26 protein-coding genes and 1 tRNA gene are annotated in these 23,393 nt (G+C 65.7%); 9 read left to right on the top strand and 18 right to left on the bottom strand.

Annotation, left to right across the window (positions count from 1 at the left end; translation table 11 throughout):
• Window positions 1–43 precede the first annotated feature (43 nt).
• Window positions 44–655 carry a glutathione peroxidase gene (locus tag GJV26_RS13145; RefSeq protein WP_155709198.1) on the top strand — a complete coding sequence of 204 codons (612 nt, stop codon included), beginning with the start codon at window positions 44–46 and terminating at the stop codon, window positions 653–655.
• Here GJV26_RS13145 and GJV26_RS13140 read toward each other — a convergent pair whose 3' ends face one another.
• Window positions 656–1,048, bottom strand: a complete 393-nt coding sequence (locus GJV26_RS13140) for a rhodanese-like domain-containing protein (RefSeq protein ID WP_155709197.1) — start codon at window positions 1,046–1,048, stop codon at window positions 656–658.
• Between the two features lie 97 nt (window positions 1,049–1,145).
• On the opposite strand from GJV26_RS13140, the gene ftrA reads away from it, so the two are divergent.
• Both ftrA and GJV26_RS13130 read left to right on the top strand, forming a co-directional pair.
• Window positions 1,146–2,141, top strand: coding sequence for a transcriptional regulator FtrA (ftrA, locus tag GJV26_RS13135; RefSeq protein ID WP_155709196.1), 996 nt, complete (start codon window positions 1,146–1,148; stop codon window positions 2,139–2,141).
• A gap of 120 nt (window positions 2,142–2,261) precedes the next feature.
• Window positions 2,262–2,615, top strand: coding sequence for a DUF1428 domain-containing protein (locus tag GJV26_RS13130; protein WP_155709195.1), 354 nt, complete (start codon window positions 2,262–2,264; stop codon window positions 2,613–2,615).
• Here GJV26_RS13130 and pabB read toward each other — a convergent pair.
• Genes pabB through GJV26_RS13115 form a run of 3 tightly spaced genes read right to left on the bottom strand, consistent with a single transcriptional unit; the run spans window position 2,605 to window position 5,836 of the window.
• Window positions 2,605–4,470 (bottom strand): aminodeoxychorismate synthase component I, encoded by a 1,866-nt coding sequence (gene pabB, locus GJV26_RS13125; protein ID WP_229419283.1) that lies wholly within the window; start codon window positions 4,468–4,470, stop codon window positions 2,605–2,607. The genes GJV26_RS13130 and pabB overlap by 11 nt on opposite strands.
• Window positions 4,470–5,093: a nucleoid occlusion factor SlmA gene (slmA, locus tag GJV26_RS13120; protein ID WP_155712451.1), complete on the bottom strand. Its 624-nt coding sequence runs from the start codon at window positions 5,091–5,093 to the stop codon at window positions 4,470–4,472. Before slmA ends, pabB begins: the two co-directional genes overlap by 1 nt.
• Complete coding sequence (locus GJV26_RS13115) at window positions 5,093–5,836, bottom strand: pyrimidine 5'-nucleotidase (protein ID WP_229427912.1); 744 nt, start codon at window positions 5,834–5,836, stop codon at window positions 5,093–5,095. The genes slmA and GJV26_RS13115 overlap by 1 nt, the downstream gene beginning before the upstream one ends.
• Before the next feature lie 48 nt (window positions 5,837–5,884).
• Here GJV26_RS13115 and GJV26_RS13110 point away from each other — a divergent pair, with 48 nt between their 5' ends.
• Window positions 5,885–6,790, top strand: a complete 906-nt coding sequence (locus GJV26_RS13110) for a TraB/GumN family protein (RefSeq protein WP_155709193.1) — start codon at window positions 5,885–5,887, stop codon at window positions 6,788–6,790.
• Window positions 6,791–6,814: 24 nt separating this feature from the next.
• On the opposite strand, the gene GJV26_RS13105 is transcribed toward GJV26_RS13110, so the two are convergent.
• Window positions 6,815–6,889, bottom strand: a tRNA-Thr gene (locus GJV26_RS13105).
• Window positions 6,890–6,949: 60 nt separating this feature from the next.
• A complete protein-coding gene (argB, locus tag GJV26_RS13100) occupies window positions 6,950–7,876 on the bottom strand; it encodes an acetylglutamate kinase (protein WP_155709192.1) in 927 nt (308 codons plus the stop codon).
• Between the two features lie 176 nt (window positions 7,877–8,052).
• Between argB and GJV26_RS13095 the strand changes: the two genes are divergently transcribed.
• Window positions 8,053–8,286 carry a cysteine-rich CWC family protein gene (locus GJV26_RS13095; protein WP_155709191.1) on the top strand — a complete coding sequence of 78 codons (234 nt, stop codon included), beginning with the start codon at window positions 8,053–8,055 and terminating at the stop codon, window positions 8,284–8,286.
• 76 nt (window positions 8,287–8,362) lie between these two features.
• On the opposite strand, the gene GJV26_RS13090 is transcribed toward GJV26_RS13095, so the two are convergent.
• Window positions 8,363–9,385 (bottom strand): extracellular catalytic domain type 1 short-chain-length polyhydroxyalkanoate depolymerase, encoded by a 1,023-nt coding sequence (locus GJV26_RS13090; protein ID WP_229419281.1) that lies wholly within the window; start codon window positions 9,383–9,385, stop codon window positions 8,363–8,365.
• A 224-nt stretch (window positions 9,386–9,609) separates the two neighbouring features.
• Between GJV26_RS13090 and GJV26_RS13085 the strand changes: the two genes are divergently transcribed.
• The 3 genes from GJV26_RS13085 (at window position 9,610) to GJV26_RS13075 (ending at window position 11,819) form a co-directional block, all read left to right on the top strand.
• On the top strand, window positions 9,610–9,819 hold the full coding sequence (locus GJV26_RS13085; RefSeq protein ID WP_155709189.1) for a DUF1289 domain-containing protein: 210 nt from the start codon (window positions 9,610–9,612) through the stop codon (window positions 9,817–9,819).
• Between the two features lie 28 nt (window positions 9,820–9,847).
• Window positions 9,848–10,756 carry an MBL fold metallo-hydrolase gene (locus GJV26_RS13080; protein WP_155709188.1) on the top strand — a complete coding sequence of 303 codons (909 nt, stop codon included), beginning with the start codon at window positions 9,848–9,850 and terminating at the stop codon, window positions 10,754–10,756.
• Window positions 10,757–10,865: 109 nt separating this feature from the next.
• Window positions 10,866–11,819 (top strand): NAD(P)H-dependent flavin oxidoreductase, encoded by a 954-nt coding sequence (locus GJV26_RS13075; protein WP_155709187.1) that lies wholly within the window; start codon window positions 10,866–10,868, stop codon window positions 11,817–11,819.
• A 34-nt stretch (window positions 11,820–11,853) separates the two neighbouring features.
• Here the strand turns inward: GJV26_RS13075 and GJV26_RS13070 are convergent, their stop codons facing one another.
• The gene (locus tag GJV26_RS13070; RefSeq protein ID WP_155709186.1) at window positions 11,854–12,552 is read right to left on the bottom strand and encodes a hydrolase; all 699 of its coding nucleotides are present in this window, start codon (window positions 12,550–12,552) and stop codon (window positions 11,854–11,856) included.
• Window positions 12,553–12,655: 103 nt separating this feature from the next.
• Window positions 12,656–13,417 (bottom strand): sigma-70 family RNA polymerase sigma factor, encoded by a 762-nt coding sequence (locus GJV26_RS13065; protein WP_155709185.1) that lies wholly within the window; start codon window positions 13,415–13,417, stop codon window positions 12,656–12,658.
• A gap of 125 nt (window positions 13,418–13,542) precedes the next feature.
• On the opposite strand from GJV26_RS13065, the gene clpP reads away from it, so the two are divergent.
• The gene (clpP, locus tag GJV26_RS13060) at window positions 13,543–14,130 is read left to right on the top strand and encodes an ATP-dependent Clp endopeptidase proteolytic subunit ClpP (protein WP_155709184.1); all 588 of its coding nucleotides are present in this window, start codon (window positions 13,543–13,545) and stop codon (window positions 14,128–14,130) included.
• 18 nt (window positions 14,131–14,148) lie between these two features.
• On the opposite strand, the gene GJV26_RS13055 is transcribed toward clpP, so the two are convergent.
• From GJV26_RS13055 to GJV26_RS13015, 9 genes are all read right to left on the bottom strand, one after another.
• The gene (locus GJV26_RS13055; protein WP_155709183.1) at window positions 14,149–14,721 is read right to left on the bottom strand and encodes a hypoxanthine-guanine phosphoribosyltransferase; all 573 of its coding nucleotides are present in this window, start codon (window positions 14,719–14,721) and stop codon (window positions 14,149–14,151) included.
• Window positions 14,722–14,832: 111 nt separating this feature from the next.
• Window positions 14,833–16,089, bottom strand: coding sequence for a phenylacetate--CoA ligase family protein (locus tag GJV26_RS13050; protein WP_155709182.1), 1,257 nt, complete (start codon window positions 16,087–16,089; stop codon window positions 14,833–14,835).
• Entirely contained in the window at window positions 16,086–16,442 is a 357-nt protein-coding gene (locus GJV26_RS13045; RefSeq protein ID WP_155709181.1) for an MmcQ/YjbR family DNA-binding protein, read from the bottom strand. Before GJV26_RS13045 ends, GJV26_RS13050 begins: the two co-directional genes overlap by 4 nt.
• A 10-nt stretch (window positions 16,443–16,452) precedes the next feature.
• Window positions 16,453–17,253, bottom strand: coding sequence for an ABC transporter ATP-binding protein (locus GJV26_RS13040; protein WP_155709180.1), 801 nt, complete (start codon window positions 17,251–17,253; stop codon window positions 16,453–16,455).
• Window positions 17,250–18,545, bottom strand: a complete 1,296-nt coding sequence (locus GJV26_RS13035; protein WP_155709179.1) for an ABC transporter substrate-binding protein — start codon at window positions 18,543–18,545, stop codon at window positions 17,250–17,252. The genes GJV26_RS13040 and GJV26_RS13035 overlap by 4 nt, the downstream gene beginning before the upstream one ends.
• A 32-nt stretch (window positions 18,546–18,577) precedes the next feature.
• Window positions 18,578–19,636, bottom strand: coding sequence for a branched-chain amino acid ABC transporter permease (locus GJV26_RS13030; protein WP_155709178.1), 1,059 nt, complete (start codon window positions 19,634–19,636; stop codon window positions 18,578–18,580).
• Window position 19,637: 1 nt separating this feature from the next.
• Window positions 19,638–20,534 carry a branched-chain amino acid ABC transporter permease gene (locus GJV26_RS13025; RefSeq protein ID WP_189441750.1) on the bottom strand — a complete coding sequence of 299 codons (897 nt, stop codon included), beginning with the start codon at window positions 20,532–20,534 and terminating at the stop codon, window positions 19,638–19,640.
• Window positions 20,530–21,354, bottom strand: a complete 825-nt coding sequence (locus GJV26_RS13020; RefSeq protein ID WP_229419280.1) for an ABC transporter ATP-binding protein — start codon at window positions 21,352–21,354, stop codon at window positions 20,530–20,532. Before GJV26_RS13020 ends, GJV26_RS13025 begins: the two co-directional genes overlap by 5 nt.
• A 14-nt stretch (window positions 21,355–21,368) precedes the next feature.
• Window positions 21,369–23,312 carry an AMP-binding protein gene (locus tag GJV26_RS13015; protein WP_155709177.1) on the bottom strand — a complete coding sequence of 648 codons (1,944 nt, stop codon included), beginning with the start codon at window positions 23,310–23,312 and terminating at the stop codon, window positions 21,369–21,371.
• Window positions 23,313–23,393 lie beyond the last annotated feature (81 nt).

Genomic DNA, 23,393 nt, shown 5'->3' with positions numbered 1-23,393 from the left:
GCCGGCTTACAATGGATTTCTTATATCACTTGGTGGGTTTACCATGACTTCTCTGTTCAGGTTCGCGGCCCTGTCCGCGTTTGGTCTGCTGGGTGCGGCATCGGCATTCGCGCAGCAGCCCGCGGCTTCGATTGCAACCCCGGCAACCCCGGCGGCCGTTTCCCGTCCGGCCAGCTGTCCCGCCATCCTGCACCGGTCGTTCAAGCGCCTGCAGGATGAAGCTCCGCAAGACCTGTGCCAGTATGCCGGCAAGGTCGTCCTCGTGGTGAACACGGCCAGCTATTGCGGCTACACGAAGCAATACGAAGGCCTCGAAGCGCTGCATGCCAAATATGGCGACAAGGGCCTGGTGGTGCTGGGCTTCCCGTCGAACGACTTCGGCAAGCAGGAACCGGGCACGGCCAAGGAAATCGCCGATCTCTGCTTCAATACCTATGGCGTGAAGTTCCCGATGTTCGCCAAGACCGTGGTGTCCGGCGGCACGCCGAACCCGCTCTACGCGGACCTGATCAAGGCCACCGGCAAGGCGCCGGGCTGGAACTTCCACAAATACCTGATCGGGCGCGACGGCAAGGTGATCGAGAACTACCCCAGCAAGGTGACGCCGCAGGACAAGCAGCTCGTCGGCGCGATCGAGAAGGCGCTGGCTTCCTGATCAGTTCCGGACGAGTTCAAACCCCTCGTCCAGCCAGCCCGTGACGCCGCCGGGCATGATCTTCACGGGCCGGCCCAGCTTCGCCAGCCGGATCGCGGCGCGGGCGGCGCCGTTGCAGTGCGGGCCGGCGCAGTAGGTGACGAACAGCGTATCGGCCGGGTACTCCGCCAGCTTCGAGCCGATGATCTTGCGGTGCGCGAGATCGACCGCGCCCGGCACGTGGCCCTGTTCATATTTCTCGGTGCCGCGCACATCGAGCAGCACGAAATCCTGCCCGGGCGTGCCGAGCACGCTGTGCACGTCCCAGCAATCGGTCTCGAAACGTAGCGAACCTTCGAAATGCGCCAGCGCGGCATCGGCGGGCGCGGCGGAAACTTCGGTCACGATGGACATGGTGACTTCCTTTTGTGCGTTGAAAGAGACTCTATTGTCGGCCCGGCCGCAGCGGCGGCGCAGTGGCGCGAATGCCATTCTGCGTTAAGATCGCGCCATGCCGCCACCATCGCCACCGTTATCCTCGAATCGCCCGCATCTCGTCGTCGCCCTCGCTTACGACGGCCTGTGCACCTTTGAATTCGGCTGCACGGTCGAGCTGTTCGCGCTCGACCGGCCGGAACTGGGCGTGCACTGGTACGACTTCCAGGTGTGCGCGGTGGAGCGCGGCCCGATCCGCGCGGCCGGCGGCATCACGATACAAGCCCGCTACGCGCCCGCACTGCTGAAAAAGGCCGACACGATCGTCATCCCCGGCTGGCGCAACGCCGACGAGCCGCCGCCGCCGGCACTGGTCGCCGCGCTGCGCGCCGCCCACGCCCGCGGTGCACGCCTGTGCTCGATCTGTTCCGGTGTGTTCGTGCTGGCCGCGGCCGGCGTGCTGGACGGCCAGCGTGCCACCACGCACTGGCGCTATGCCGACCGCCTGGCGCGGCGCCACCCGGCCATCCAGGTCGAGCCTGATGCGCTGTATGTCGATAACGGGCAGGTGATCACGTCCGCCGGTTCCGCCGCAGGGCTGGACATGCTGCTGCACCTGGTGCGCCGCGATTACGGGGCCCGGGTCGGGAACATGGTGGCGCAGCGGCTCGTGGTGGCACCGCATCGCGAAGGCGGCCAGGCGCAGTTCCTGCCGCGGCCGATGCCGGCCGACGAAGCGGGTCGCCTGGCCAGGCTGATGGAGTGGCTGCGCCGCCATCCGGCAGCCAGTCACACGGTCGCCACGATGGCCGAACGGGCGGCGATGAGCCCGCGCACGCTGCAGCGCCAGTTCCGCGATGCCACGGGGATGGGGCCGGCCGAATGGTTGACGCGGGAACGGGTGGCGATCGCCAAGGAGCTGCTCGAATCGCCGCTGCCGCTGGCGCAGGTGGCGGAGCGGGCCGGCTTCGGTTCGGAGGAAACGCTGCGCCATCACTTCCGCCGGCTGGCGGCGACGACACCGGGTGCTTACCGGAAAGCATTCCTTGTTGCGGGTACATCGGTCGACTAAGCTGCATGGGCACGGCCGTCCGCGCAGTCCGTCCCACGCATTGCCGTCCACGCGTTTTTGCGTGCATTCTTCCGCGCATCTCATCCGCGCATCTCGCCCGAACCTTGAAAGGAGTCCGCCATGCCTTATGTCGATGGTTTTGTTGTTCCCGTCCCGAAAGACAAGATCGATGCCTATCGTACGATGGCCGAAACGGCCGGCGCGGTGTGGCGCGAGCACGGCGCGCTGGAATTCCACGAATGCATCGCCGACGACGTGAAGCCAGGAGAAGTCACGTCTTTTCCACAGGCCGTGCAGCTGAAGGACGATGAAACGGTGTTCTTTTCGTGGATCGTCTACAACTCGCGCGAAGAACGCGATGCGATCAACGAGAAGGTAATGAACGATCCGCGCCTGAAAAACACGATGGATTCGATGCCGTTCGACGGCAAGCGCATGTTCTGGGGCGGCTTCAAGTCGTTCGTCAGCCTGTAGCCGGTTCCGCGGCCGCGCGTGGCTGCAGCACCGCGCGCAACGCGCCCCGCAGCGCATTGCAGACGACGATTTCCTCGGCCTGCGCCAGGGTGTCGCGCGTGATCACCGCTTCGGCGGCGCCCCATGCTTCCAGCACCACGCTGCGCATCACGCCCGGCAGCAGGCCGCAGGCGAGCGGCGGCGTCAGCCAGCGGCCGCCGATGCGCACGAACACATTGCTGCGGCCACCCTCGGTCAGTTCGCCGCGCTCGTTGAAGAACAGCTGGTCGAACGCGCCCTGCGCCTCGGCGGCCTTCCACGCCGCGTCGTAAGCGGCGCGCAGCGTGGTCTTGTGACGCAGGAACAGTTCATGCGACGCGGTCGGCGTCTCCGCCAGCAGCACGCGCACCGGCTGCTGCACGGGGGCGAACAGGCCGGTCTGCACCGCGAAGCCGCCGGCGCTGTTCAATGCCAGGCGCAGCCGGTACTCGGCGTTCGCGGGCAAGTCGTTGCAAGCCACCGCAACGTAGGCCCTGGCGGCGGCTTCATCCCATTGGAATCCGAAATAGCGGGCCGAACGCGCCAGCCGTGCCAGGTGCAGCGCCACGTGCCGCGCACCCTGTTCGCGCGTTGCATGCATCGTTTCGAACAGTTCGAAATCGTTCGACAGGCCGGTAAGGAAGCGCGCCTTCAGGCGGCATTCAGCGTATTCACCGGCCGCCACGCTGTCGTACACGATGCCGGCGCCCACGCCCATTTCGCCGCGGCGCACGCCTTCGTGTTCCGGCTGCAGGGTCAGCGTGCGGATCGGCACGTTCAGGCAAAAGTCACCCGGCGCGCCGGGCCGCGGCGGGTCGAACCAGCCGATCGCGCCGGTGTACAGGCCGCGCGGCGCCGGTTCCAGCTCGGCGATGATTTCCATCGTGCGCCGCTTCGGCGCGCCGGTGATCGAGCCGCACGGGTACAGCGCGGCGAACAGCTCCTGCAGCGTGACGCCGGCCCGCAGTTCGGCCTGCACGGTGGAGGTCATCTGCAGCACGCCGCTGTAGCGCCGCACGTCGAACAGCGCCGGTACCCTGACGGAGCCGGTAACGGCCACGCGGCCGATGTCGTTGCGCAGCAGGTCGACGATCATCAGGTTTTCGGCGCGATTCTTCGGGTCCGCCGCGAGGGCGCTGGCGCGGCGCGCGTTCTCCGCATCGATGTCGCCGGCCTGGCCCGTCAGGGCGGCTGGAGCCGTGCCTTTCATCGGCTGGGCGGTGAGCGTGTCGCCTTCGCGGCGCACGAACAGTTCCGGCGACAGCGACAGCACGGCCGTGCCGTCGTCGGCCATTACCAGCGCGCCATACGGCACCGGCTGGCGCGCGCGCAGCCGCTGGTACAGCGCGCACGGCGCGCCGAATGCATCGAAGCGCAGGCGGTACGTGTAGTTGACCTGGTAGGTATCGCCGGCCGCGATGTAGTCGCGGATGCGGTCGATCGCCGCCGTGAACTCTGCCTCGGTAACGTTGGCGTGGATGCCGGCGAGGCCCGCCACGCCGGCGCCGCCCTGCGGCTCCCTTCGTGCCAGCCACTGCGCCACAGCCGCGCCATCCAGGTGCTCGCATTGCCGGAACAGCAGCACCTGCGCCAGCGGCACGCCGGCGTCGCGCGGCGCGATGCCGGCGATGTGATGGCCCAGCTCGTAACTGCACAGCGCCACCGCGTACTGGCCCTGCGCCAGCGCCTGTTCCATTTCGCGGAGCAGCGCCGGCCACGTGTCGAACGCGGTGCAGCGCAGCGTGCGCACGTGGCCCGTCAGCAGGCGCGAGCGGCCGCCGGCCGCGGCATCATCGAGCAGGGCGAAGCATCCGGAATCCATGGCAGCGGCGGTCATCAACGCAGCAGCAGCGCGATCTGCGTGTTCGCATCCTGCGCCGGCGCCAGCGTGAAGCCGCTCTTGGCGTAGCGGTGCCAGCGGCCCAGCACGAACGCCACCATCAGGCCGGCCCGCGCCGCCACGTCGCGCTCGTCGCCGTCGGCAGCGGCAGCGGCAGCTGAACCAGCAGCGGCAGCCGAACCGGCGGCGGCATCGGCGGCGGCCTGCCGCAGCGCGCCCTTCAACGCCAGTTCCACGCGGTCGTAGAACCCGTTCATGCGCTGCTGCAGGCGCTCATCCTCGCCCACCAGCGCATCGCCGATCAGCACGCGCGTCATGCCCGGATTGTTCTCGGCGAAATGCAGCAGCATGGCAAGGATGTCGCACGCCTGCGCCAGGCCGTCCGGCTGGCGCTCGGTGATCTGGTTGATCAGGCCGAATACCGACGTTTCGATGAACTCGATCAGGCCTTCGAACATTTGCGCCTTGCTGGCGAAATGGCGGTACAGCGCCGCCTCGGAAACTTCGAGCCGGCGCGCCAGCGCGGCCGTGGTGATCTTCTCACCCTTCGGATGCTCCAGCATCGCGGCCAGGGCCTGGAGGATTTGCAGCTTGCGCTGCCCGGGCGGTTGGGTTGCCATCATTCGATCACGGTATTGCGGCGCAGGCGGGACAGCCGCGTCGGCAGGTGTTTGACGGATTTTACCTTGACGTCGACCCAGCCGGGCCGCGTCAGCCGCTTGGGCGGATGCGCCATGCCGATCGGATCGTCCACCTTCAGGTATTGCGTGACCCATGCCGTGCGCATGCCCAGCGCATGCGCGGTGCGCAGGTTGGCCAGCGTGTCTTCGACCAGGATGCAGCGGCGCGCCGTGACCTGCTGGCGACGCATCACCTTGCGCAGCAGCAGCTTCGACGGCTTGGGCCGCAGCTGGCCGTGCACGCGCATCGATTCGATCGCGATATGGTGCGAGAAGTGCCGCTGGATGCCGAGGTGGCGCAGCACCATCGTCGAGTAGCGGTGCGGCGCGTTCGTCAGCAGCACCTTGCGGCCGGGCAGGCGCCTGAGGAGCTGGCCGAGACCCTTCTCGTGCCGGATCATCGACAGCAGGTCGTCCATGCCGTGCGTTTCGGCCAGGAAGTGGTCGGCTTTTACGCCATGGTGCTTCACCAGTCCCAGCAGCGTGGCGCCGTAGCGCTTCCAGTACAGCATGCGCGCGGCATTGACGGCGTCGATGTGTGCCGGCGTGGTGCCGTCGCCCAGCACGCGCGCGATGTACGTGTTCATGTTCGCCATGATCGCCGGGAAGATCGCGTGCGACGCATCGTGCAGCGTGTTATCGAGGTCGAACAGCCAGACCGGGGCCAAAGGTTTAATATTCACGTCTCTCGGGAACTGCAAAAGGTAGCCATGCGACGCCAGATTATAGTGATGTTTTGTTGCCTGTTCGTGTTTACCGCGGGACTGGCGCCGCGGGCGATGGCGGCGGACGGCATTCCGAACCGGGGCGCGCTGTTCCGCATCGAGCAGCAGGCGGGGGAGGTGCGCAACGTGACATGGCTGTTCGGCACGATCCACGTGGGTGCGAAGCATTTCTATCCGCTCGAACCGAGGATCACCGCGGCGCTCGACCAGGCCAGCGTGCTGGCGCTGGAAGTCGATCCGCTCGGCAGCCAGGAAGACATCGCCCGCGCGGTGCGCGAATATGGCATGTACCAGAACGGCCGCGGGCCCGCCGCCGCCGAGCTGCCCGCCTCTTACCGGCCCCGGCTCGACCGGCTGCTGCGCCAGTACGACGTGCCGCCGCCATCGGTGGCGCCGATGAAACCGTGGATGCTGGCCAGCCTGCTGACGGTGCGCGAATTCGAGCGCCAGGGTTACCAGACCGAGCTGGCCGTGGAAGTGTGGCTGTCGAAGGGCGCGCGGGCGCGCAAGCAGAAAATCGTCGAACTGGAATCGGTGCACTCGCAGATGTCGCTGTTCGGGCGCATGAGCACGGCCGACCAGGCGCTGTTCCTGCAGGAGACCATCGATGCGATCGATGGCAGCGAGCAGGCCGGCGATGCGCGCGCGATCGCATCGGCGTGGGCCTCGGCCGACCAGGCCGCGCTCGACGGCATCGCCGACAAGACCGCCACGGACGACACGTTCTCCGGCCGTTTTGTCAGCCGCGTGCTGCTCGACGAGCGCAATCCGCTGCTGGCGGACGGTATCGTGAAACTGCTGGCGCGCGAAAAACTCAGCGTGGCCGCGATCGGGGTCTTGCACCTGGTGGGAAAGAACAGCGTGCCGGAACTGCTGCGGCGGAAGGGCTTGCGGGTCGAGCGGGTGTACTGAGGAGGAACTGCTGCAGGAGGAAGGTGGTGCCCTTTACGTGGATTGAACACGTGGCCTCTCCCTTACCAAGGGAGTGCTCTACCACTGAGCTAAAAGGGCATCGGTACCGCTGATATTGAACATCCGCTGGAAAAAGGGCGGGATGAACCGCCCGTTTTTTCAGTGAGACCGGATCATAGTGCCAAATGCCTGTTCGGTCAACACTTCGAGCAGCAGGCTGTGCTCGATGCGGCCGTCGATGATGTGCACCGTGTTGACGCCGGACTTGGCGGCATCGAGCGCGGACGAGATTTTCGGCAGCATGCCGCCGGAGATCGTGCCGTCGGCGAACATCTCGTCGATCTCGCGCGCGGAGAGGTCGGTGACCAGATTGCCGTTCTTGTCCTGCACGCCGGCGATGTTGGTCATCATGATCAGCTTCTCGGCCTTCAGGATCTCGGCGATCTTGCCGGCCACGACGTCGGCATTGATGTTGTAGGCCTGGCCGTCCTGGCCGAAACCGATCGGCGAGATGATGGGGATGAACGCGTCGTCCTGCAGCGCCTTGACGACGGCCGGGTTGATCGCGTCGATCTCGCCCACGAAGCCGATATCCAGGTACTGGCCGGGATTTTCCTTGTCCGGCATGGCGAACTTGCGGGCGCGGATCAGGCCGCCGTCCTTGCCGGTCAGGCCCACGGCCTGGCCGCCGTAGTGATTAATCAGCATCACGATATCCTGCTGCACCTCGCCGCCGAGCACCCACTCGACGACTTCCATCGTCTCTTCGTCGGTGATGCGCATGCCCTGCACGAAAGTGCCCTGCTTGCCGATCTTCTTCAGCGCGTTATCGATCTGCGGACCGCCGCCGTGCACCACGACCGGATTCATGCCCACCAGTTTCAGCAGGATCACATCGCGCGCGAAGCCGTGCTTCAGGCGCTCGTCGGTCATCGCGTTGCCGCCGTACTTGATGACGATGGTCTTGCCATGAAAATTGCGGATGTACGGCAATGCTTCCGCAAGGATCTGCGCCTTGATTGCCGGCGATACATTGGCGAGATCATCGGCTAGCACATCCAGGTTCAAATTCGACAGTTGGCTCATGGCGGGTCCGGTAAAGAGTGGGGGGCGATTTTACAGCGAAGCGGCGATCCGGGCCGCATTGCACCAGTTGCAACAACCGGTATCTGCTGGGTTTGACGCGCATTATATAGCCAAATCGGCATCATATTCATTGTGCGTACTTGTACTATCCCGGCCGATCCGTTAGCCTCGGCACGATGAGCACTTGCGAGCGCTGCGGCGCCACCTTTCACTGTGCAATGAGGGACCAGGATGCCGAAGGCACGGCGGGGAGCCCCGACGGCACGCCGTGCTGGTGCACGCTGCTGCCGCCCGCCGTCCCGGTACCCCGGCAGGACGCTCCCGCCACGCCGGAAACGCCGGCCGGTGCGGGATGCTGGTGCCCGGAATGCCTGAAGGCGCATATCGCCGCGCTGCAGCGCAGGAGTTGAAAACGCCGGACTGAAAACGTCGGGTTGAAAACGCCGGGCTGAAACCACGGCGATGAAACCCGCGCGGCCGAACGCGTCAGCCGCCGCGTACCGTTGCGAAGAAGCGCATCATCTCGCGGCTCGCGTCGGGCCCCTTGTGATCCGTGTAGCTGCCGGCCGAGCTGCCGCCGGACCATGCGTGGCCGGCGCCGTGGATCACCCAATGTTCGGCCAGCGGGGAGCCGTCGTTCAGCCAGTGCTTGGTGCGCGTGTAGGCGTGGCCGTCCGGCACCCGGCCGGCCAGGCGCGACGGCAGCGACTTCGTCCCCAGCGGATGGCTGCGCAGCCCCTGCGCCATCAGTTCCTCGCCGTTGGCGGGATGGACAGTCGTATCCTGGTCGCCATGGAACACGATGATCGGCAGGCCGGCGCTTTTCACTTCGCGTGCGCTGGCGCCGCGCTTCATCGCCGACAGCGCCGACGCCAGGTCGCGCGCCGCCGCGAACGGCAGCCCCGAATGCACGCCGACGGCACGGAACAGTTCCGGATACAGCGTGCCCACGATGACGGCCATCGCACCACCGGCCGACATGCCGGCAATATAGACCTGGCCGGGGGCGACCGGGTAGGTATCCATGATGTCCCTCGTGATGCCGGCGATGATCGAGGGTTCGCCCTGGCCACGCTGCTGGTCGAGCGCATTGAACCAGTTCCAGCAGCGCGAGTTGTTCGCATCGGGCGACTGCGCGGGATAGACCACGAAGCAGCGCCGTTCCTCGGCCACCGTGTTCATTTGCGTGCCGGCGGCGAAATCGTCCGGATCCTGCGCGCAGCCGTGCAGCATCACCACGAGCGGCAATGCCTGGCCTTTCCAGCATGAGGGAACATACAGCTTGTAGGAGCGGCTGCCGGCGTCGTTGGCATACACGCCGCTCATGAAGTGCGCGCCGGCGGGTGTTTTCGCGGGCGATGGCGAAGCGTCGAAGACCGATGCCGGCAAATCAAACGCGGGCTGTGCGAAGCCGGGCGGCGTAACGGGGGGCAGGGAAGGCAGCGTAAAGGCCGCTTCGGGCAGATCGGGAAGGTCGCTGCCGAACAGCAGCTTGACCGTCTTTCGCATTTGGGTGAACCATTGATGACCTTCATTCATGGTATTCCTCGGAGGCTGGTGGATGATCAGTCAACACGCGAGGTGTTGCGAAACAATCGCGTGCCATGCTGCGTCTCCTCTGCGCTCCGTGTTCTTCCACGGGCCTTTTTTTGGTCCAGTATAGCCAAATTCGCCAAAGCGGGGTGCCACACTGTATCGGCTAGAATACAGCCTTGCCAGAACCCCACCGCACCATGAAACCTGTATTGCCGGAACATGCCACCCCCGTGCCGTCGCCCTGCGTGAGCCTGTGCAAGATGAACCGGGACACCGGCTATTGCGAAGGCTGCCTGCGCACGATCGAGGAGATCGTCGCATGGGGCCGTGCCGACGATGCCTACAAGCGCGCCGTATGGGCCCGATTGCCTTTGCGCGAGCAGACGATCGACTTCGACGGCGACTGAATCCACACCGGCTCCCGTCCAGATAACGATGATGAATTTACCCGACTCCATCCGCGTGTTCGAACGCGGCTGGCTCTCCGCCAACAACGTGCTGCTGATCGGCCGCGATGACACGGCGCTGATCGACAGCGGCTACGTGACGCACGCGCCGCAAACGCTCGAACTGGTCCGGCATGCGCTGCCGGGTCGCCGGCTCGACCGCCTGTATACGACCCACCTGCATTCCGACCATTGCGGCGGCAACCTGCTGCTGCAGGCGCACTTCGGCTGCGATACGTTCGTGCCCGCCGCCGAGGAGGCCAAGGTGCGGCATTGGGACGAGGACGCACTGACATTCCGTGCCACCGGCCAGCAATGCCCGCGCTTTACCATCGACGGCGTGGTCCGGCCGGGCGACGTGCTGATGCTGGGCGACCTCGAATGGCAGGTCCTGGGGGCGCCCGGCCACCATGCACACTCGCTGATCTGGTACTGTGCCGAGCACAAGCTGCTGATCTCGGCGGATGCGCTGTGGCAGAACGGCTTCGGCGTGATCTTCCCCGAACTGGAAGGGGAAGAGGGTTTCGCCGAGGCGGGCGCCACGCTGGACCTGATCGCGGCGCTGGACGTGCGGCTGGTGATTCCCGGCCACGGCGCGATGTTCGACGACGTCGAAGCATCGCTGGCGCGCGCGCGGCGGCGGCTCGATTTCCTGTCGTCGAAGCCGTCGAACAATGCCGAATATGCGGTAAAAGTGCTGCTGAAGTTCCTGCTGCTGGAACGCCAGCGCATTCCCGTGGCCGGCGTGCAGGCCCTGCTGGCATCGATCCCGCTGGTCGTGGAAACCAACCGGCGGCACCTGCACAAGTCGGAAGAGGAACTCGCCGCATGGGCCGTCAGGCAGCTCGTGCGGGGCCTGGCGGCGAAGGTCGAAGGCGACGACCTGGTGAACGTCTGACCCGGCAGTTACGCGGTTTTTGGTAGAGCGTTACGTCTAGAATTCGCACGATCGTACTTTTTCAAGTCTATAATCGTTTGATCTGATCAACCTCAACAGTGAGTCGACCATGGCCTTGCCTCCAGTGCTGCAAAACCTGTCTCTTCCCGTCATCGCCTCGCCGATGTTCATCGCCAGCGGCCCCGAGCTGGTGGCGGCGCAGTGCAAGGCCGGTATCGTCGGCTCGTTTCCGGCGCTGAACGCGCGGCCGGCCGAGCTGCTCGACAAGTGGCTGACCGATTTGCAACAGGAACTGGCGGCGTTCCAGGCCGCCAATCCCGATAAAAAAGTGGGCCCGATCGCCGTCAACCAGATCGTGCACCAGTCGAACGACCGCCTCGCCCATGACGTGGAAGTGTGCGTGAAACACCGGGTGCCGATCATCATTTCGTCGCTGCGCGCGCCGCCGAAGGAGATGATGGACGCGATCCACGGCTACGGCGGCATCGTACTGCACGATGTGATCTCGATCCGGCACGCGCAGAAGGCACTGGAAGCAGGTGTCGATGGCCTGATCCTGGTGGCGGCCGGCGCCGGCGGCCATGCGGGCACGCTGTCGCCGTTCGCACTGGTCGGTGAAATCCGTAAATTCTTCGATGGTCCGATCGCGCTTTCCGGCTCGATCGCCACCGGCGACGCGATCCTCGCCGCGCAGGCGATGGGCGCCGACTTTGCCTACATCGGCTCGCGCTGGCTGGCAACCAAGGAATCGAACGTGTCGGAGGACTATCGCAAGGCGATCGTGGAATCTTCGGCAGCCGATGTCATCTACACGAACCTGTTCACGGGCGTGCACGGCAATTACCTGAAGAAGTCGATCGTGGCCGCCGGCCTGGACCCGGAAGCACTGCCGGAATCGGACAAGACCAAGATGAGCTTCGGCTCGGGCAGCGCGAAGGCATGGCGCGATATCTGGGGCGCCGGCCAGGGCGTGGGCCTGATGGAGGATGTGCCGAGCACCGCCGAGATGGTGGAGCGGCTGAAGGCGGAATACGAGGCGGCGCGCAAGCGGCTCGCGCTGTAAGGAAAAAGGGCCTCGCGGCCCTTTTTTTACAACCTTATTTCGACGGCACCGGCGCCAGCGTCTCGTGCTGCGACGTGGTGCGCTGCGGCGTCTTGTGCACCATCGTGTAGGCATAGTCGACGCCCATGCCGTAGGCACCCGAGTGTTCCTTGACGATCTTCATCACGGCATCGTACGAATCGCGGTGCGCCCAGTCGCGCTGCCATTCCAGCAGCACCTGCTGCCAGGTCACCGGCACCACGCCGGCCTGGATCATGCGCAGCATTGCCATGTCATGCGCTTCCTTCGACGTGCCGCCCGACGCGTCGGACACCATGTAGATCTCGTAGTCGCCTTCCAGCATCGCGCACAGCGAGAAGGTGGTGTTGCATACTTCGGTCCACAGACCGGCCACGATCACTTTCTTGCGGCCGTTCTTCGCCAGCGCATCGCGCACCTTCTGGTCGTCCCACGAGTTCATCGACGTGCGTTCCAGGATCGGCTGGCCCGGGAACACGTCCAGCAGTTCCGGGTAGGTGTGGCCAGAGAAGCTCTCCGTTTCCACGGTGGTGATCGTGGCCGGGATATTGAACACCCTGGCGGCTTTCGCCAGGCCCACGGTATTGTTCTTCAGCACCTGGCGGTCGATCGACTGCACGCCGAACGCCATCTGCGGCTGGTGGTCGATGAAGATGATCTGGCTGTTCTGCGGGGTCAGGACTTCGAGTTTCGGGTTGTTGGCATTGTTCGTCATGGGGGTCCTCCGATGGGGTTGATCTGCGCGAAAAATGGTATGCCAGACAACCCCCGGTGCCCATTGGTCTTAGGTGGGAGACCTTGCCGCCCCGATCAAGGGATCACGCCACCGCCAGCACGCGGGGCCGCACGGCATACAGCGTGCCGCCATCCAGGCTCAGCAGCACATCGACGCGGCCGTAGCGCAGCACCGCCACGCCCCAGCCGCCGTTGACGCATTGCAGCCGTGCCGCCGTGCCGGTCGCGGCCAGTGCCTGCGGCGCGACATCGCCGGCAAGGCCGATCACGTCGAGACCCTGCACCAGCCGCACCACCGCATCCTCGTCGTGCCGCCGGATCGCCTCCACGAACGCGTGGGCCAGCCGGGCACTGTCCGCGCTGGCGCCGCGCCGGGCAGGCCCGGCCTGCACGCGTGCCTTTGCGCGGCGCACGAGCTGGCGCGAATGTTCCGTCTTCAACCCGAGGATGCGGCCCACTTCCTGGTGCGGCACGTCGAACACCTCGTGCAGCAGCAGGGCCGCGCGCTCGTCCGGCGAAAGCCGCTGCAGCATCAGCAGCACGCCATACGACAGCTCGCACAGCCGTTCCACCTCATCCTCCCCGGATGGCTGATCGTCGAGCAACCACGGTTCCGGCAACGCGCTCTCCCGTTTCGCGCGGCGCAGCCGGTCGATCGCCAGGCGTGTCGCCACGGTCGTCAGCCAGGCGACAGGCGTCTGCAGCATGCCCGGATCGGCCGCATGCCAGCGCAGCCACGTGTCCTGCACCACGTCTTCCGCCTCGGCCATGCTGCCCAGCATCCGGTAGGCGATCGACAACAGGCGCCGGCGCGACGCTTCGAATACATCGATGGATTGGCTCATCTTTTCCTCCTCGCCCCCATGACGCGGGAGACTGCAAGAACGTGACAACGGCCGAAGAAAATAAATTCGTCACGCCGCGGGCCCGCGCGGCGTCAAGCGGTCACACCCACCATCGAGGAGCCGCCATGCACATGATCCCCACCGTCATCGAAAACACCGGCCGCGCCGAGCGGGCCTACGACATCTATTCGCGCCTGCTGCGCGAACGCATCGTCTTCATCGTCGGCCCCGTGACCGACGAATCGGCCAATCTCGTCGTCGCGCAACTGCTGTTCCTGGAATCGGAAAATCCGGACAAGGAGATTTCACTGTACATCAACTCGCCGGGCGGTTCCGTCTATGCGGGCCTGGCGGTCTACGACACGATGCAGTTCATCAGGCCGGCAGTGGCCACGATCTGCACCGGCTTCGCGGCGAGCATGGGCGCTTTCCTGCTGGCGGCGGGGGAGAAGGGCAAGCGCTATGCGCTGCCGAACGCCCGGATCATGATCCACCAGCCCAGCGGCGGTTCGCAGGGCACGGCGGCCGATGTGGAAATCCAGGCAAGGGAGGTGCTGCACCTGCGCGAGCGGCTGAACCGCATCTTCGCCGAGCGCACCGGGCAGGAACTGGCGCGGGTGGCGCGCGATTCGGACCGCGACAACTTCATGTCGGCCCGCCAGGCCGTCGAGTACGGCCTGGTGGACGAGGTGTTGCAGCCACGGCCGACCTGACCGCGGCCGGGGGAAAAATCAGCTCGACAGGTCGGTGTTGTTGATCGCCCACAGGCCCGGCAGATTGCGCCAGTAGTTGTACGCGTCCATGCCGTAGCCGACCACGAAGCGGTTCGGGATCACCAGGCCCACCAGGTCGGGTTTCACCGGCTTGGCCTTGCCGATCGCCTTGTCGGCAAACACGACCAGGACGACTTCCTTCGCGCCCATGTCCAGCAGGCGCTGCTTCACGTGGGCCAGCGTTTCGCCTTCGTCGAGGATGTCGTCGACGACCAGCACCGTGCGGCCCTCGACGTTCGAGCGGGGCACCACTTTCCACACGACCTCGCCGCCGCGGTCCGCATCGCCGTAGCGGCTCACGTGGATGTAATCGAACTCGAGCGGGAAGGTGAGCTGCGGCAGCAGGTTGCCGGTGAAGACGACGGCGCCGCCCATTACGCCCAGCACGAGGGGGAATTCCTCGAGCTGGCTGAAGCGCGCGTTCAGGTCGTCGGCCACCTGGCGCACGGCGTCGGACACCTGCTGGGCGGTAAAGATTTCCTCGGCGTTGTCGAGCAGGGCGCGGGCCCGTTGATGATGAAATTCTTGCATGACGTGGAAAGTTGCAGTTGAAAAGTGCGCCAATTATCCGCGATAACGATGCGGTTGTCCGGCCCCGATTCAACGGTACTGGCTGTCGTGCGACAGCGTATCGGCCACGGCTCAGTCATAGCTGCGGCGGTCGTCGATCACCTTGCCGTCGTTCGGCAGGCTGCCGCGTTGCACGAAAAGCACTTCGCCGCGCAGCTTCGTCACGTCGCGCAGCGTGGCGACGATCGCGGCGCCGTCGCCGGCAGTTGCCGGATCGTCACTCTCGCACTGCAGCGTCATCGTTTCGTCGGCGGTGGTGCCGGTAACCACCAGGCGCGTCCTGCCGAGCCCGTGCCGCCGCGCGATCTCGTGCACCTGCGACGGATGCACGAACATCGCCCGCACTTTCGTCGTCTGGTCCGCGCGCCCCAGCCAGCCTCGGATGCGCGCATTGGTACGGCCGCATGGCGACGGCACCGCATCGGTGAGCAGCGCGGAAAGATCGCCGGTGGCGAAGCGGATCAGCGGATAGTCGGGATTGAACACGGTGAGCACCACCTCGCCCACCTCGCCGGGTGCGACCGGCTCGCCCGAGCCGGGCCTGACGATCTCGAGGATCACCTCTTCGTCCAGCACCATGCCGGGATTGAGCGCGCCGCCGGTGCGCGTTTCATACGCAATGTTGCCGGCATCGGCCGACGCATACGCCTGGCACACATGGGGCACGCCGTGCTCGACGAACCACTTGCGCAGCGAATCGGGCAGCGCCTCGGCCGACAGCAGCGCGTGCCGTACGCTCGACACGTCCGCGCCCGTCTCCTGCGCCTTTTCCAGGATGAGCTTGAGGAACGACGGCGTGCCCACGTAGGTGTCGGGCCTGAGCGCCGCCATGGCCTGCACCTGCAGTTCCGTCTGGCCGCTGCCGGCCGGGATCACCGTGCAGCCGATGCGCGCCGCGCCGCTTTCCACCATGAACGCGGCTGGCGTGAAGTGATACGAAAAACAGTTCTGCAGCAGGCCGCCGGCCCGCACGCCGGCCGCATACATCGGCCGCGCGAAACGCCACCAGTCGGCCGCGTGCCCCTCGGCATCGAAGATCGGGCCGGGCGACATGCAGATGCGCGACAGCGCGCGCGGCGGCGTGGCGGTCAGCCCGCCGAACGGCAGATCGTGCTGCTGCAGATCCTTCAGCTGCGCCTTGCGCGTGACGGGCAGCTGCGCCAATGCCGCGCGGTGATCGATGGCGGCCGCGTCCACGCCGTGCAGGATGCGCGCCCAGCCGGGAGCCGATTGCGCCTGCGCCACCAGGGCCGGCAGCCGCCGCATCAGATCGCGTTCCCGTTCACCGGGGTCGCGCGTTTCGAGATGGTCGAGGGTTTCCGTATTCATGCGCCGCCTTCCGAAATTTCCTTCTGCAGCTTCTTCGTCAGTTTGCCGAAGATGATTTCATGGGCGCGCCTGAGCAGCACGTCCGCTTCCTCGTCCGACACCGCCTTCAGGTCGTCGATCTGCACCCATTTCGCCCGCGCCAGGTATGGCGCGGGAACGATGCCGGGCCGGTCCGTCAACGCCAGGAAGGCGTCGTCGTCGACCTTGAAGGTGATCCGCTTCGCCTTCGCATCGTCGTCGGTCGCGGCGAACATCCTGCCGCCGACGGAAAACACCAGGCTCGAACCCCATTTGACATCCTGCGTGGCGCCGGGCAGCCCGGCGCACAGTTTTTTCGCCTTGGCCAGATTCATTGCAGCCACCTCATGACAGCCACCGCTTCCGCCGGCGATAGAATTTCTGCTCGCGGAAACTGCGCCGGCCCGCGCCGGACATACCGAGGTAGAACTCCTTCACATCCTCGTTGGCGGCCAGCTCCCGCGCGGCGCCTTCCATCACCACGCGGCCGTTCTCGAGGATGTAGCCGAAGTCCGCATAGCGCAGCGCCACCATCGTGTTCTGCTCGGCCAGCAGGAACGACACGCCTTCGTTCGTGTTGAGATCCTTGACGATGCCGAAGATCTCCTCGACGACCTGGGGCGCGATGCCCATCGACGGCTCGTCCAGCAGGATCATCGTGGGCTTGGCCATCAGCGCACGGCCGATCGCGCACATCTGCTGCTCGCCGCCGGATGTGTAGCCGGCCTGGCTGCCGCGCCGCTCCTTCAGCCGCGGAAAGTAGTGGTAGACGCGCTCCAGCGCCTCGCGCAATCCGGCACGCGACAGCTTGCGGGTGTAGGCTCCGGTGAGCAGGTTTTCCTCGATCGTCAGGTGGCCGAAGCAGTGGCGGCCTTCCATCACCTGCGCCAGCCCGCGCGTCACCAGCGCGTTCGGCGTCAGCTGGTCCACGCGTTCGCCGTTGAAGCGCACTTCGCCTTTCGTCACGTCGCCGCGTTCGCCGCGCAGCAGCGTGGAGATCGTCTTCAGCGTGGTCGACTTGCCGGCGCCGTTGGCGCCCAGCAGCGCCACGATGGACCCTTGCGGCACCTCCAGCGACACGCCTTTCAGCACCAGGATCACGTGGTCGTAGATGACTTCGATGTTGTTGACGGAAAGCGTGCTCATGGCATGCAGGCCGGCTTGATGTTCTTCTCGGCCGCGTACCTGTTCGACGATTCGTCGATCAGTTTCTTCACCAGCGCACGGTCGCCCACGATCCAGTTCGGCGTGATCGCGACCCACTTCTTGCCGTCCCATTGCTGCACCTTCACGGCGCCGGAACCTTCATGGTCCTCGCAGCTCGTCTTCACCGTGGGGAACATGTTGGCGGCACCGATCGCCTTCTGCCGCGCCGCGTCGATGTTCAGGTGTTCCAGGCCCCAGCGCAGCTGTTCGCCGGTGACGGGTTTGCCCTTGCCGAACTTTTCCTGCGCGGTGCGCATCGCCTCGACGAACAGGATGCCGGCGGTTACGCCGCGCATGTGGTACACGGAGCCGATGCGGGCCTGGTCGGAAAGGTTGCCCTTGCCGGTCTTGTACAGCTTCGCGCGGATCTCGTCCATTACGGGATAATTGCCGGGCGTGTTGAACGACATCGCCGTGTAGCCCTTGGCGGCATCGCCGGAAGGCACGGTATCCTCTTCCGACCCGGCCCACCATACGCCGAGGATCTTCTCGCGCGGGAAGCCGTTGCGCTGCGCGGTCTTGATCGCCACCGAGTTCATCACGCCCCAGCCCCACAGGATTACGTGATCCGGCCGCGCCTGCCGGATCTGCAGCCACTGCGCCTGCTGTTCGCTGCCGGGCGGCGCCACCGGGATCTTCACCAGTTCGAAGCCCTGCTGTTTAGCCAGCGCTTCCAGCACCGGCAACGGCTCCTTGCCGAACGCGGAGTCGTGGTACAGGTGCACGATCTTCTTGCCCTTCAGCGAGCCGCCGTTCTTGTCGGCCAGGTATTTCACCATGGCCGCGGCCTGGCTCCAGTAGCTCGAAATGAGCGGGAACACGTAAGGGAACACCTTGCCGTTGGCCGCATCCGAGCGGCCGTAGCCCAGCATCGTCATCGGGATCTTGTCCTGCGGGATGCGGTCGAGGATGCCGTAGGCGATGCTGGTCGACAGCGGCTCGACCAGCGTGGCGCCGCCGCGCTGCGTTTTCAGCCGCTCGTAGCACTCCACGCCGCGCGACGGGTTGTATTCCGTCTCGCATTCCTGCCACGCGACCTTCACGCCGTTGATGCCGCCGGCCGCGTTGACGAGCGAAAAATAGTCGATGATGCCGCCATAGAAGCCGGAGCCTCCCGAGGCATACGGCCCCACCCGGTAAGAGGGCAGGGCGACGAACTGTTCCTGGGCAAAAGCGGGCGCGATGGCGCCGGCGAGCACGGCGCCCAGTACGATCGATTGCAACAGCTTCATGACGGTCTCCTTTGGATGTGTTCTTATGATGATCAATGCGGGAAGGGCCACAGGCGCAGCTTTTCTTTGCCGATCTGCCACAGGCGTGCCAGGCCGTGCGGTTCCACGATCAGGAAGAAGATGATCAGCGCGCCGAACACCATCAGCTCCAGGTTCGACGCCACGCTGGTGGGCAGCGCGAGGCCATGCGCGGCGATGTTCAGGAACACGGGCAGCAGCACGATGAACGCGGCGCCCAGGAACGAGCCGAGGATCGAGCCCACGCCGCCGATGATGATCATGAACAGGATGCGGAACGACAGGTCCAGGCTGTAAGCCTCCGGTTCCACCGTGCCGAGGTAGGCGAACGCATACAGCGCACCGGCCACGCCGCAGTAGAACGAGCTCACGGCGAACGCCAGCAGCTTGGTGCGCATGAGGCGGATGCCGATCACCTCGGCCGCCACGTCCATGTCCCGCACCGCCATCCACGAGCGGCCCACGTTCGAGCGCACCAGGTTCTTCGCCAGCAGCGCCATCAGCGCCACCACCAGCAGCACCAGCACATACTTGCGCTGCGGCGTATCGAACGCGTAGCCCATGATCTCGATGCGCTGGGCGGTGATCACGCCGGAGGCGCTGCCACCCGTCAGCCACGAAATCTTCGTCAGGCACCAGATCACGAAGAACTGCGTGGCCAGCGTGGAGGCGGCCAGGTAGAAGCCGCGGATGCGCAACGACGGCAGGCCGAACGCGATGCCCACCAGCGCCGCGCACAGGCCACCCAGCACGAACGCCAGCAGCATCGGCATGCCGGGCACGCGCGCCACGAAGTTCCACGACGCGAACGCGCCCACGGCCATGAACGCCGCGGTGCCCAGCGACAGCTGGCCGGCATAGCCGGTAAGGATGTTCAGCCCCAGCGCGGCCAGCGCGAAGATCAGGAACGGGATCAGGATCGCCGACAGCATGTAGGGCGAGGCCATGAACGGCACGGCCACCGCCGCCACGGCCAGCGTGGCCAGCAGCGCGATGCGGTCCTGCCGGATCGGCAGGATCTGGCCATCGGCCTCGTAGGTGGTGCGGAACTGCCCGGCTTCGCGGTAGAACATGTCAGATCCTCCGGATGATCTTTTCGCCGAACAGCCCTTCGGGCCGCACCAGCAGGAACAGCAGCGCCAGCACGTAGGGGAACCAGCCCTCGATGCCGCCGCCGACCAGCGGCCCGATGTAGACCTCGGCCAGCTTTTCGGACGCACCGATGATCAGGCCGCCGACGATGGCGCCCGGCACCGACGTGAAGCCGCCCAGGATCAGCACCGGCAAGGCTTTCAGCGCGATGAACGTCAGCGCGAACTGCACGCCGTTGCGGGCCCCCCACAGCAGGCCGGCCACCAGCGCCACCACGCCGGCCACGGCCCACAGGATGGCCCAGATGCGCTGCAAGGGGATGCCGACCGCCAGCGCGGCCTGGTGATCGTCCGCCACCGCGCGCAATGCGCGGCCGACCCTGGTTTTCGCGAACAGCAGCGCCAGCGCGGCGACCAGCACGCCGCAGATGACGGCGGCGATCACGTCGAACTGCGACACCACGATGTTGAAGCGGTCCAGCAGCCATTGCATCGGCACATCCTCGATCGGCAGCGGCAACTGGTGCACCTGCGAACCCCACAGCAGCTGCGCCAGCCCTTCGAGGAAGAAGGCCAGGCCGATCGTGGCCATGAACAGCGTGATTTCCGGCTGGTTCACCAGCGGGCGCAGCACCACGCGCTCGATGGCGATGCCGAGCAGGATCATCGCCACGACGGTGCAGGGGATCGCCAGCCACAGCGACATGCCGAACTTGTCCATCAGGCCCACGCAGGTCAGCGCCGCGAAGAACACCATCGCGCCCTGCGCGAAGTTGAACACGCCGGAAGCCTTGTAGATCAGCACGAAGCCGATCGCGACCAGCGCATACATGACGCCGGAGAGCAGGCCACCGATCAGGACTTCGAAGAAGAAATTAATGTCCACCTGACTCGCCTCCAAGGTAGGCCCTGATCACTTCCGGGTTGGCACGCACTTCATCCGGCGTGCCGTCGCCGATCTTGCAACCGTAGTCGAGCACCACGACCCGGTCCGAGATATCCATCACCACCCCCATGTCGTGCTCGATCAGCACGATCGTCGTGCCGAACTGGTCGTTCACATCGAGGATGAAGCGGCACATGTCCTGTTTTTCTTCGACGTTCATGCCGGCCATCGGTTCATCGAGCAGCAGGATTTCCGGCTCGGCGGCCAGCGCGCGGGCCAGCTCCACACGTTTCTGCAGGCCATACGGCAGCCGGCCCACGGGTGTCTTGCGGATGTGCTGGATCTCGAGGAAGTCGATGACTTCCTCGGCCTTGCGGCGGTGCGCGATTTCCTCGCGGCGTGCCGGTCCCCAATGCAGCGCCTGCAGCAGGAAGTTCGATTTCATCTTCAGGTTGCGGCCGGTCATCACGTTGTCGAGCACCGTCATGCCCTTGAACAGCGCGATGTTCTGGAACGTGCGCGCAATGCCCGACCTGGCGGCCGCGTAGCAGTCCATGTTGCGGCGGTGCTGGCCGCGGAACACGATCTCGCCCTGCTGCGGGCGGTACACGCCGTTGATCACGTTCAGCATCGAGCTCTTGCCGGCGCCGTTCGGACCGATGATCGCGCGGATCTCGTGCTCGCGCACGTCGAACGAGATGTCGGTCAGCGCCTTCACGCCGCCGAACGACAGCGAGATGCCGCGCAGGTCGAGGATCACGGGGCCTGTTTCGCGGCGCGGGGCGAACAGGGCATCGGGTTCGTTCATCAGCATCGTGGTTTCTCCCATCACGCCACTTGCCGCACGGGCGGCAGGACGCGGCCTTCGGCAATGCGCAGGTCGGCCGACACGATGCCGGTGCGGCCATCCTCGAACTTCACCTGCGTTTCGATGTATTGCGACGCGCGGCCTTCGTACAGCGCGTCGATCAGCACGCGGTACTTCTCGGCGATGAACTTGCGGCGCACCTTGCGGGTGCGGGTCAGTTCGTCGTCGTCCGGGTCGAGCTCCTTGTGCAGCACGAGGAAGCGGTGCACCTGCGTGGCGCTCATCGCCGCGTCGGCGGCAAGGTCGGCGTTCACCTTTTCCACGCAGTCGGCCATCAGCTCATAGACCTGCGGGTGCGCGGCCAGGTCCGTGTAGCCCGAGTAGGCGATGTTGCGCCGTTCGGCCCAGTTGCCCACGGCTTCCATGTCGATGTTCAGGAAGGCGCACACGGTATCGTGGCCGTTGCCGAACGCGACCGCCTCCTTGATGAACGGGAAGAACTTCAGCTTGTTCTCGATATAGTTCGGGGCGAAGATCGCGCCACCGTTCAGGCGCCCCACGTCCGCCGCGCGGTCGATGATCTTCAGGTGGCCGTCCGCGTCGAAGATGCCGGCATCGCCCGTATGGAACCAGCCTTGCGGATCGATCGCCTCCAGCGTGGCATCGGGCCGCTTGTAGTAGCCGCTCATCAGCGTGGGCGAGCGCACCAGCACTTCGCCGTTGTCGGCCAGCTTCACGTCAACGCCGGGCGCGGCCATGCCCACGCTGTCGAACTTGATCTGCCCGTCGGGCTGCAGGCAGATGTAGGCGCACGTTTCGGTGGAACCGTAGAACTGCTTCAGGTTGATGCCGATCGAGCGGTAGAAGCGGAACAGGTCGGGGCCGATCGCCGCGCCGGCGGTGTACGCGACGCGTACCCGCGACAGGCCCAGCACGTTCTTCAGCGGGCCATACACCAGCAGGTTGCCGAGCGCATAGCGCAACCGGTCGGCGGTTGGCACCGGGCGGCCGTCGAGGATGTCCGCGCCAGCGCGGCGGGCCACGTCCATGAAGTAGTGGAACATGCGGCGCTTGATGGCGCCGGCATCTTCCATGCGGATCATCACCTGCGTCAGCATGCCTTCGAACACGCGCGGCGGCGCAAAATAATAGCTGGGGCCGATCTCGCGCAGGTCGAGCGTGACCGTTTCCGACGATTCCGGGCAGTTCACCGTGAAGCCTGCCGCCAGGGCCTGGGCAAACGAGAACAGGCAGTCGCCGACCCATGCCATCGGCAGGTAGGACAGCACGTTTTCCGCATCCGTCAGGCGTTCGAAGCCGGTACCGCCGGTGCCCGCGGCGATCAGTGCCGCATGGGTCTGGCACACGCCCTTCGGCTTGCCGGTGGTGCCGGAGGTGTACAGGATGACCGCGTTGTCGGCACCGCGGCCCGCCGCCAGCGCCGCGTCGAAGCTGCCGGGATTGGCCAGGTCCCATGCACGGCCCGCTTCCTGCAGCCGGGCATACGAGATCAGTTCGCTCTGGCGATAATGGCGCATGCCGCGCTCGTCGTCGAAGACGATGTGTTCGATGCCGGGATAGTCCTGCTTCAGTTCGAAGAGCTTGTCGACCTGTTCCTGGTCTTCCACGATCGCGTAGCGGATCTCGGCGTTCTCCAGCACGTAGGCCATGTCCGCCGCCGGCGCATCCTGGTACAGCGGCACGGGCACGCCGCCGAGGCATTGCGCGGCCAGCATCGCCCAGTACAGGCGGGGCCGGTTGTCGCCGATGATCGCCAGGTTCATGCCGCGCGAGAAGCCGATGGCCGCCAGGCCGCAGGCCAGCGCCCGTACTTCATCGTTGACCTGGGCCCATGTCCACGCCTGCCAGATGCCCAGGGTCTTTTCCCGGTACGCGCACTTGTGCGGCCGGACCCGTCCATGCTCGAGGAGCAGGCGGGGGAATGTCTCCGGTATTGCGTCCATCAGTGTCTCCCATTCTGAAGCAGGGTGTTTGAGACGCGCTTTTTTATGCAATGATAATAACTGCGATGCCCCCTGGTGGTT

This window comes from Pseudoduganella dura, from assembly GCF_009727155.1.
Taxonomy (GTDB): Bacteria; Pseudomonadota; Gammaproteobacteria; order Burkholderiales; family Burkholderiaceae_D; genus Rugamonas; species Rugamonas dura.
The sequence above is the reverse complement of the archived record's forward strand: the minus strand, read 5'-3'. Positions and strand labels throughout refer to the sequence as shown.

Bases quoted from the DNA above. Each gene is read 5' to 3' on its own strand.
- GJV26_RS13145 (WP_155709198.1), top strand. From the start codon at position 44: ATGACTTCTCTGTTCAGGTTCGCGGCCCTGTCCGCGTTTGGTCTGCTG.
- GJV26_RS13140 (WP_155709197.1), bottom strand. From the start codon at position 1,048: ATGTCCATCGTGACCGAAGTTTCCGCCGCGCCCGCCGATGCCGCGCTG.
- ftrA (WP_155709196.1), top strand. From the start codon at position 1,146: ATGCCGCCACCATCGCCACCGTTATCCTCGAATCGCCCGCATCTCGTC.
- GJV26_RS13130 (WP_155709195.1), top strand. From the start codon at position 2,262: ATGCCTTATGTCGATGGTTTTGTTGTTCCCGTCCCGAAAGACAAGATC.
- pabB (WP_229419283.1), bottom strand. From the start codon at position 4,470: ATGACCGCCGCTGCCATGGATTCCGGATGCTTCGCCCTGCTCGATGAT.
- slmA (WP_155712451.1), bottom strand. From the start codon at position 5,093: ATGGCAACCCAACCGCCCGGGCAGCGCAAGCTGCAAATCCTCCAGGCC.
- GJV26_RS13110 (WP_155709193.1), top strand. From the start codon at position 5,885: ATGTTTTGTTGCCTGTTCGTGTTTACCGCGGGACTGGCGCCGCGGGCG.
- argB (WP_155709192.1), bottom strand. From the start codon at position 7,876: ATGAGCCAACTGTCGAATTTGAACCTGGATGTGCTAGCCGATGATCTC.
- GJV26_RS13095 (WP_155709191.1), top strand. From the start codon at position 8,053: ATGAGCACTTGCGAGCGCTGCGGCGCCACCTTTCACTGTGCAATGAGG.
- GJV26_RS13090 (WP_229419281.1), bottom strand. From the start codon at position 9,385: ATGCGAAAGACGGTCAAGCTGCTGTTCGGCAGCGACCTTCCCGATCTG.
- GJV26_RS13085 (WP_155709189.1), top strand. From the start codon at position 9,610: ATGAAACCTGTATTGCCGGAACATGCCACCCCCGTGCCGTCGCCCTGC.
- GJV26_RS13080 (WP_155709188.1), top strand. From the start codon at position 9,848: ATGATGAATTTACCCGACTCCATCCGCGTGTTCGAACGCGGCTGGCTC.
- GJV26_RS13075 (WP_155709187.1), top strand. From the start codon at position 10,866: ATGGCCTTGCCTCCAGTGCTGCAAAACCTGTCTCTTCCCGTCATCGCC.
- GJV26_RS13070 (WP_155709186.1), bottom strand. From the start codon at position 12,552: ATGACGAACAATGCCAACAACCCGAAACTCGAAGTCCTGACCCCGCAG.
- GJV26_RS13065 (WP_155709185.1), bottom strand. From the start codon at position 13,417: ATGAGCCAATCCATCGATGTATTCGAAGCGTCGCGCCGGCGCCTGTTG.
- clpP (WP_155709184.1), top strand. From the start codon at position 13,543: ATGCACATGATCCCCACCGTCATCGAAAACACCGGCCGCGCCGAGCGG.
- GJV26_RS13055 (WP_155709183.1), bottom strand. From the start codon at position 14,721: ATGCAAGAATTTCATCATCAACGGGCCCGCGCCCTGCTCGACAACGCC.
- GJV26_RS13050 (WP_155709182.1), bottom strand. From the start codon at position 16,089: ATGAATACGGAAACCCTCGACCATCTCGAAACGCGCGACCCCGGTGAA.
- GJV26_RS13045 (WP_155709181.1), bottom strand. From the start codon at position 16,442: ATGAATCTGGCCAAGGCGAAAAAACTGTGCGCCGGGCTGCCCGGCGCC.
- GJV26_RS13040 (WP_155709180.1), bottom strand. From the start codon at position 17,253: ATGAGCACGCTTTCCGTCAACAACATCGAAGTCATCTACGACCACGTG.
- GJV26_RS13035 (WP_155709179.1), bottom strand. From the start codon at position 18,545: ATGAAGCTGTTGCAATCGATCGTACTGGGCGCCGTGCTCGCCGGCGCC.
- GJV26_RS13030 (WP_155709178.1), bottom strand. From the start codon at position 19,636: ATGTTCTACCGCGAAGCCGGGCAGTTCCGCACCACCTACGAGGCCGAT.
- GJV26_RS13020 (WP_229419280.1), bottom strand. From the start codon at position 21,354: ATGCTGATGAACGAACCCGATGCCCTGTTCGCCCCGCGCCGCGAAACA.
- GJV26_RS13015 (WP_155709177.1), bottom strand. From the start codon at position 23,312: ATGGACGCAATACCGGAGACATTCCCCCGCCTGCTCCTCGAGCATGGA.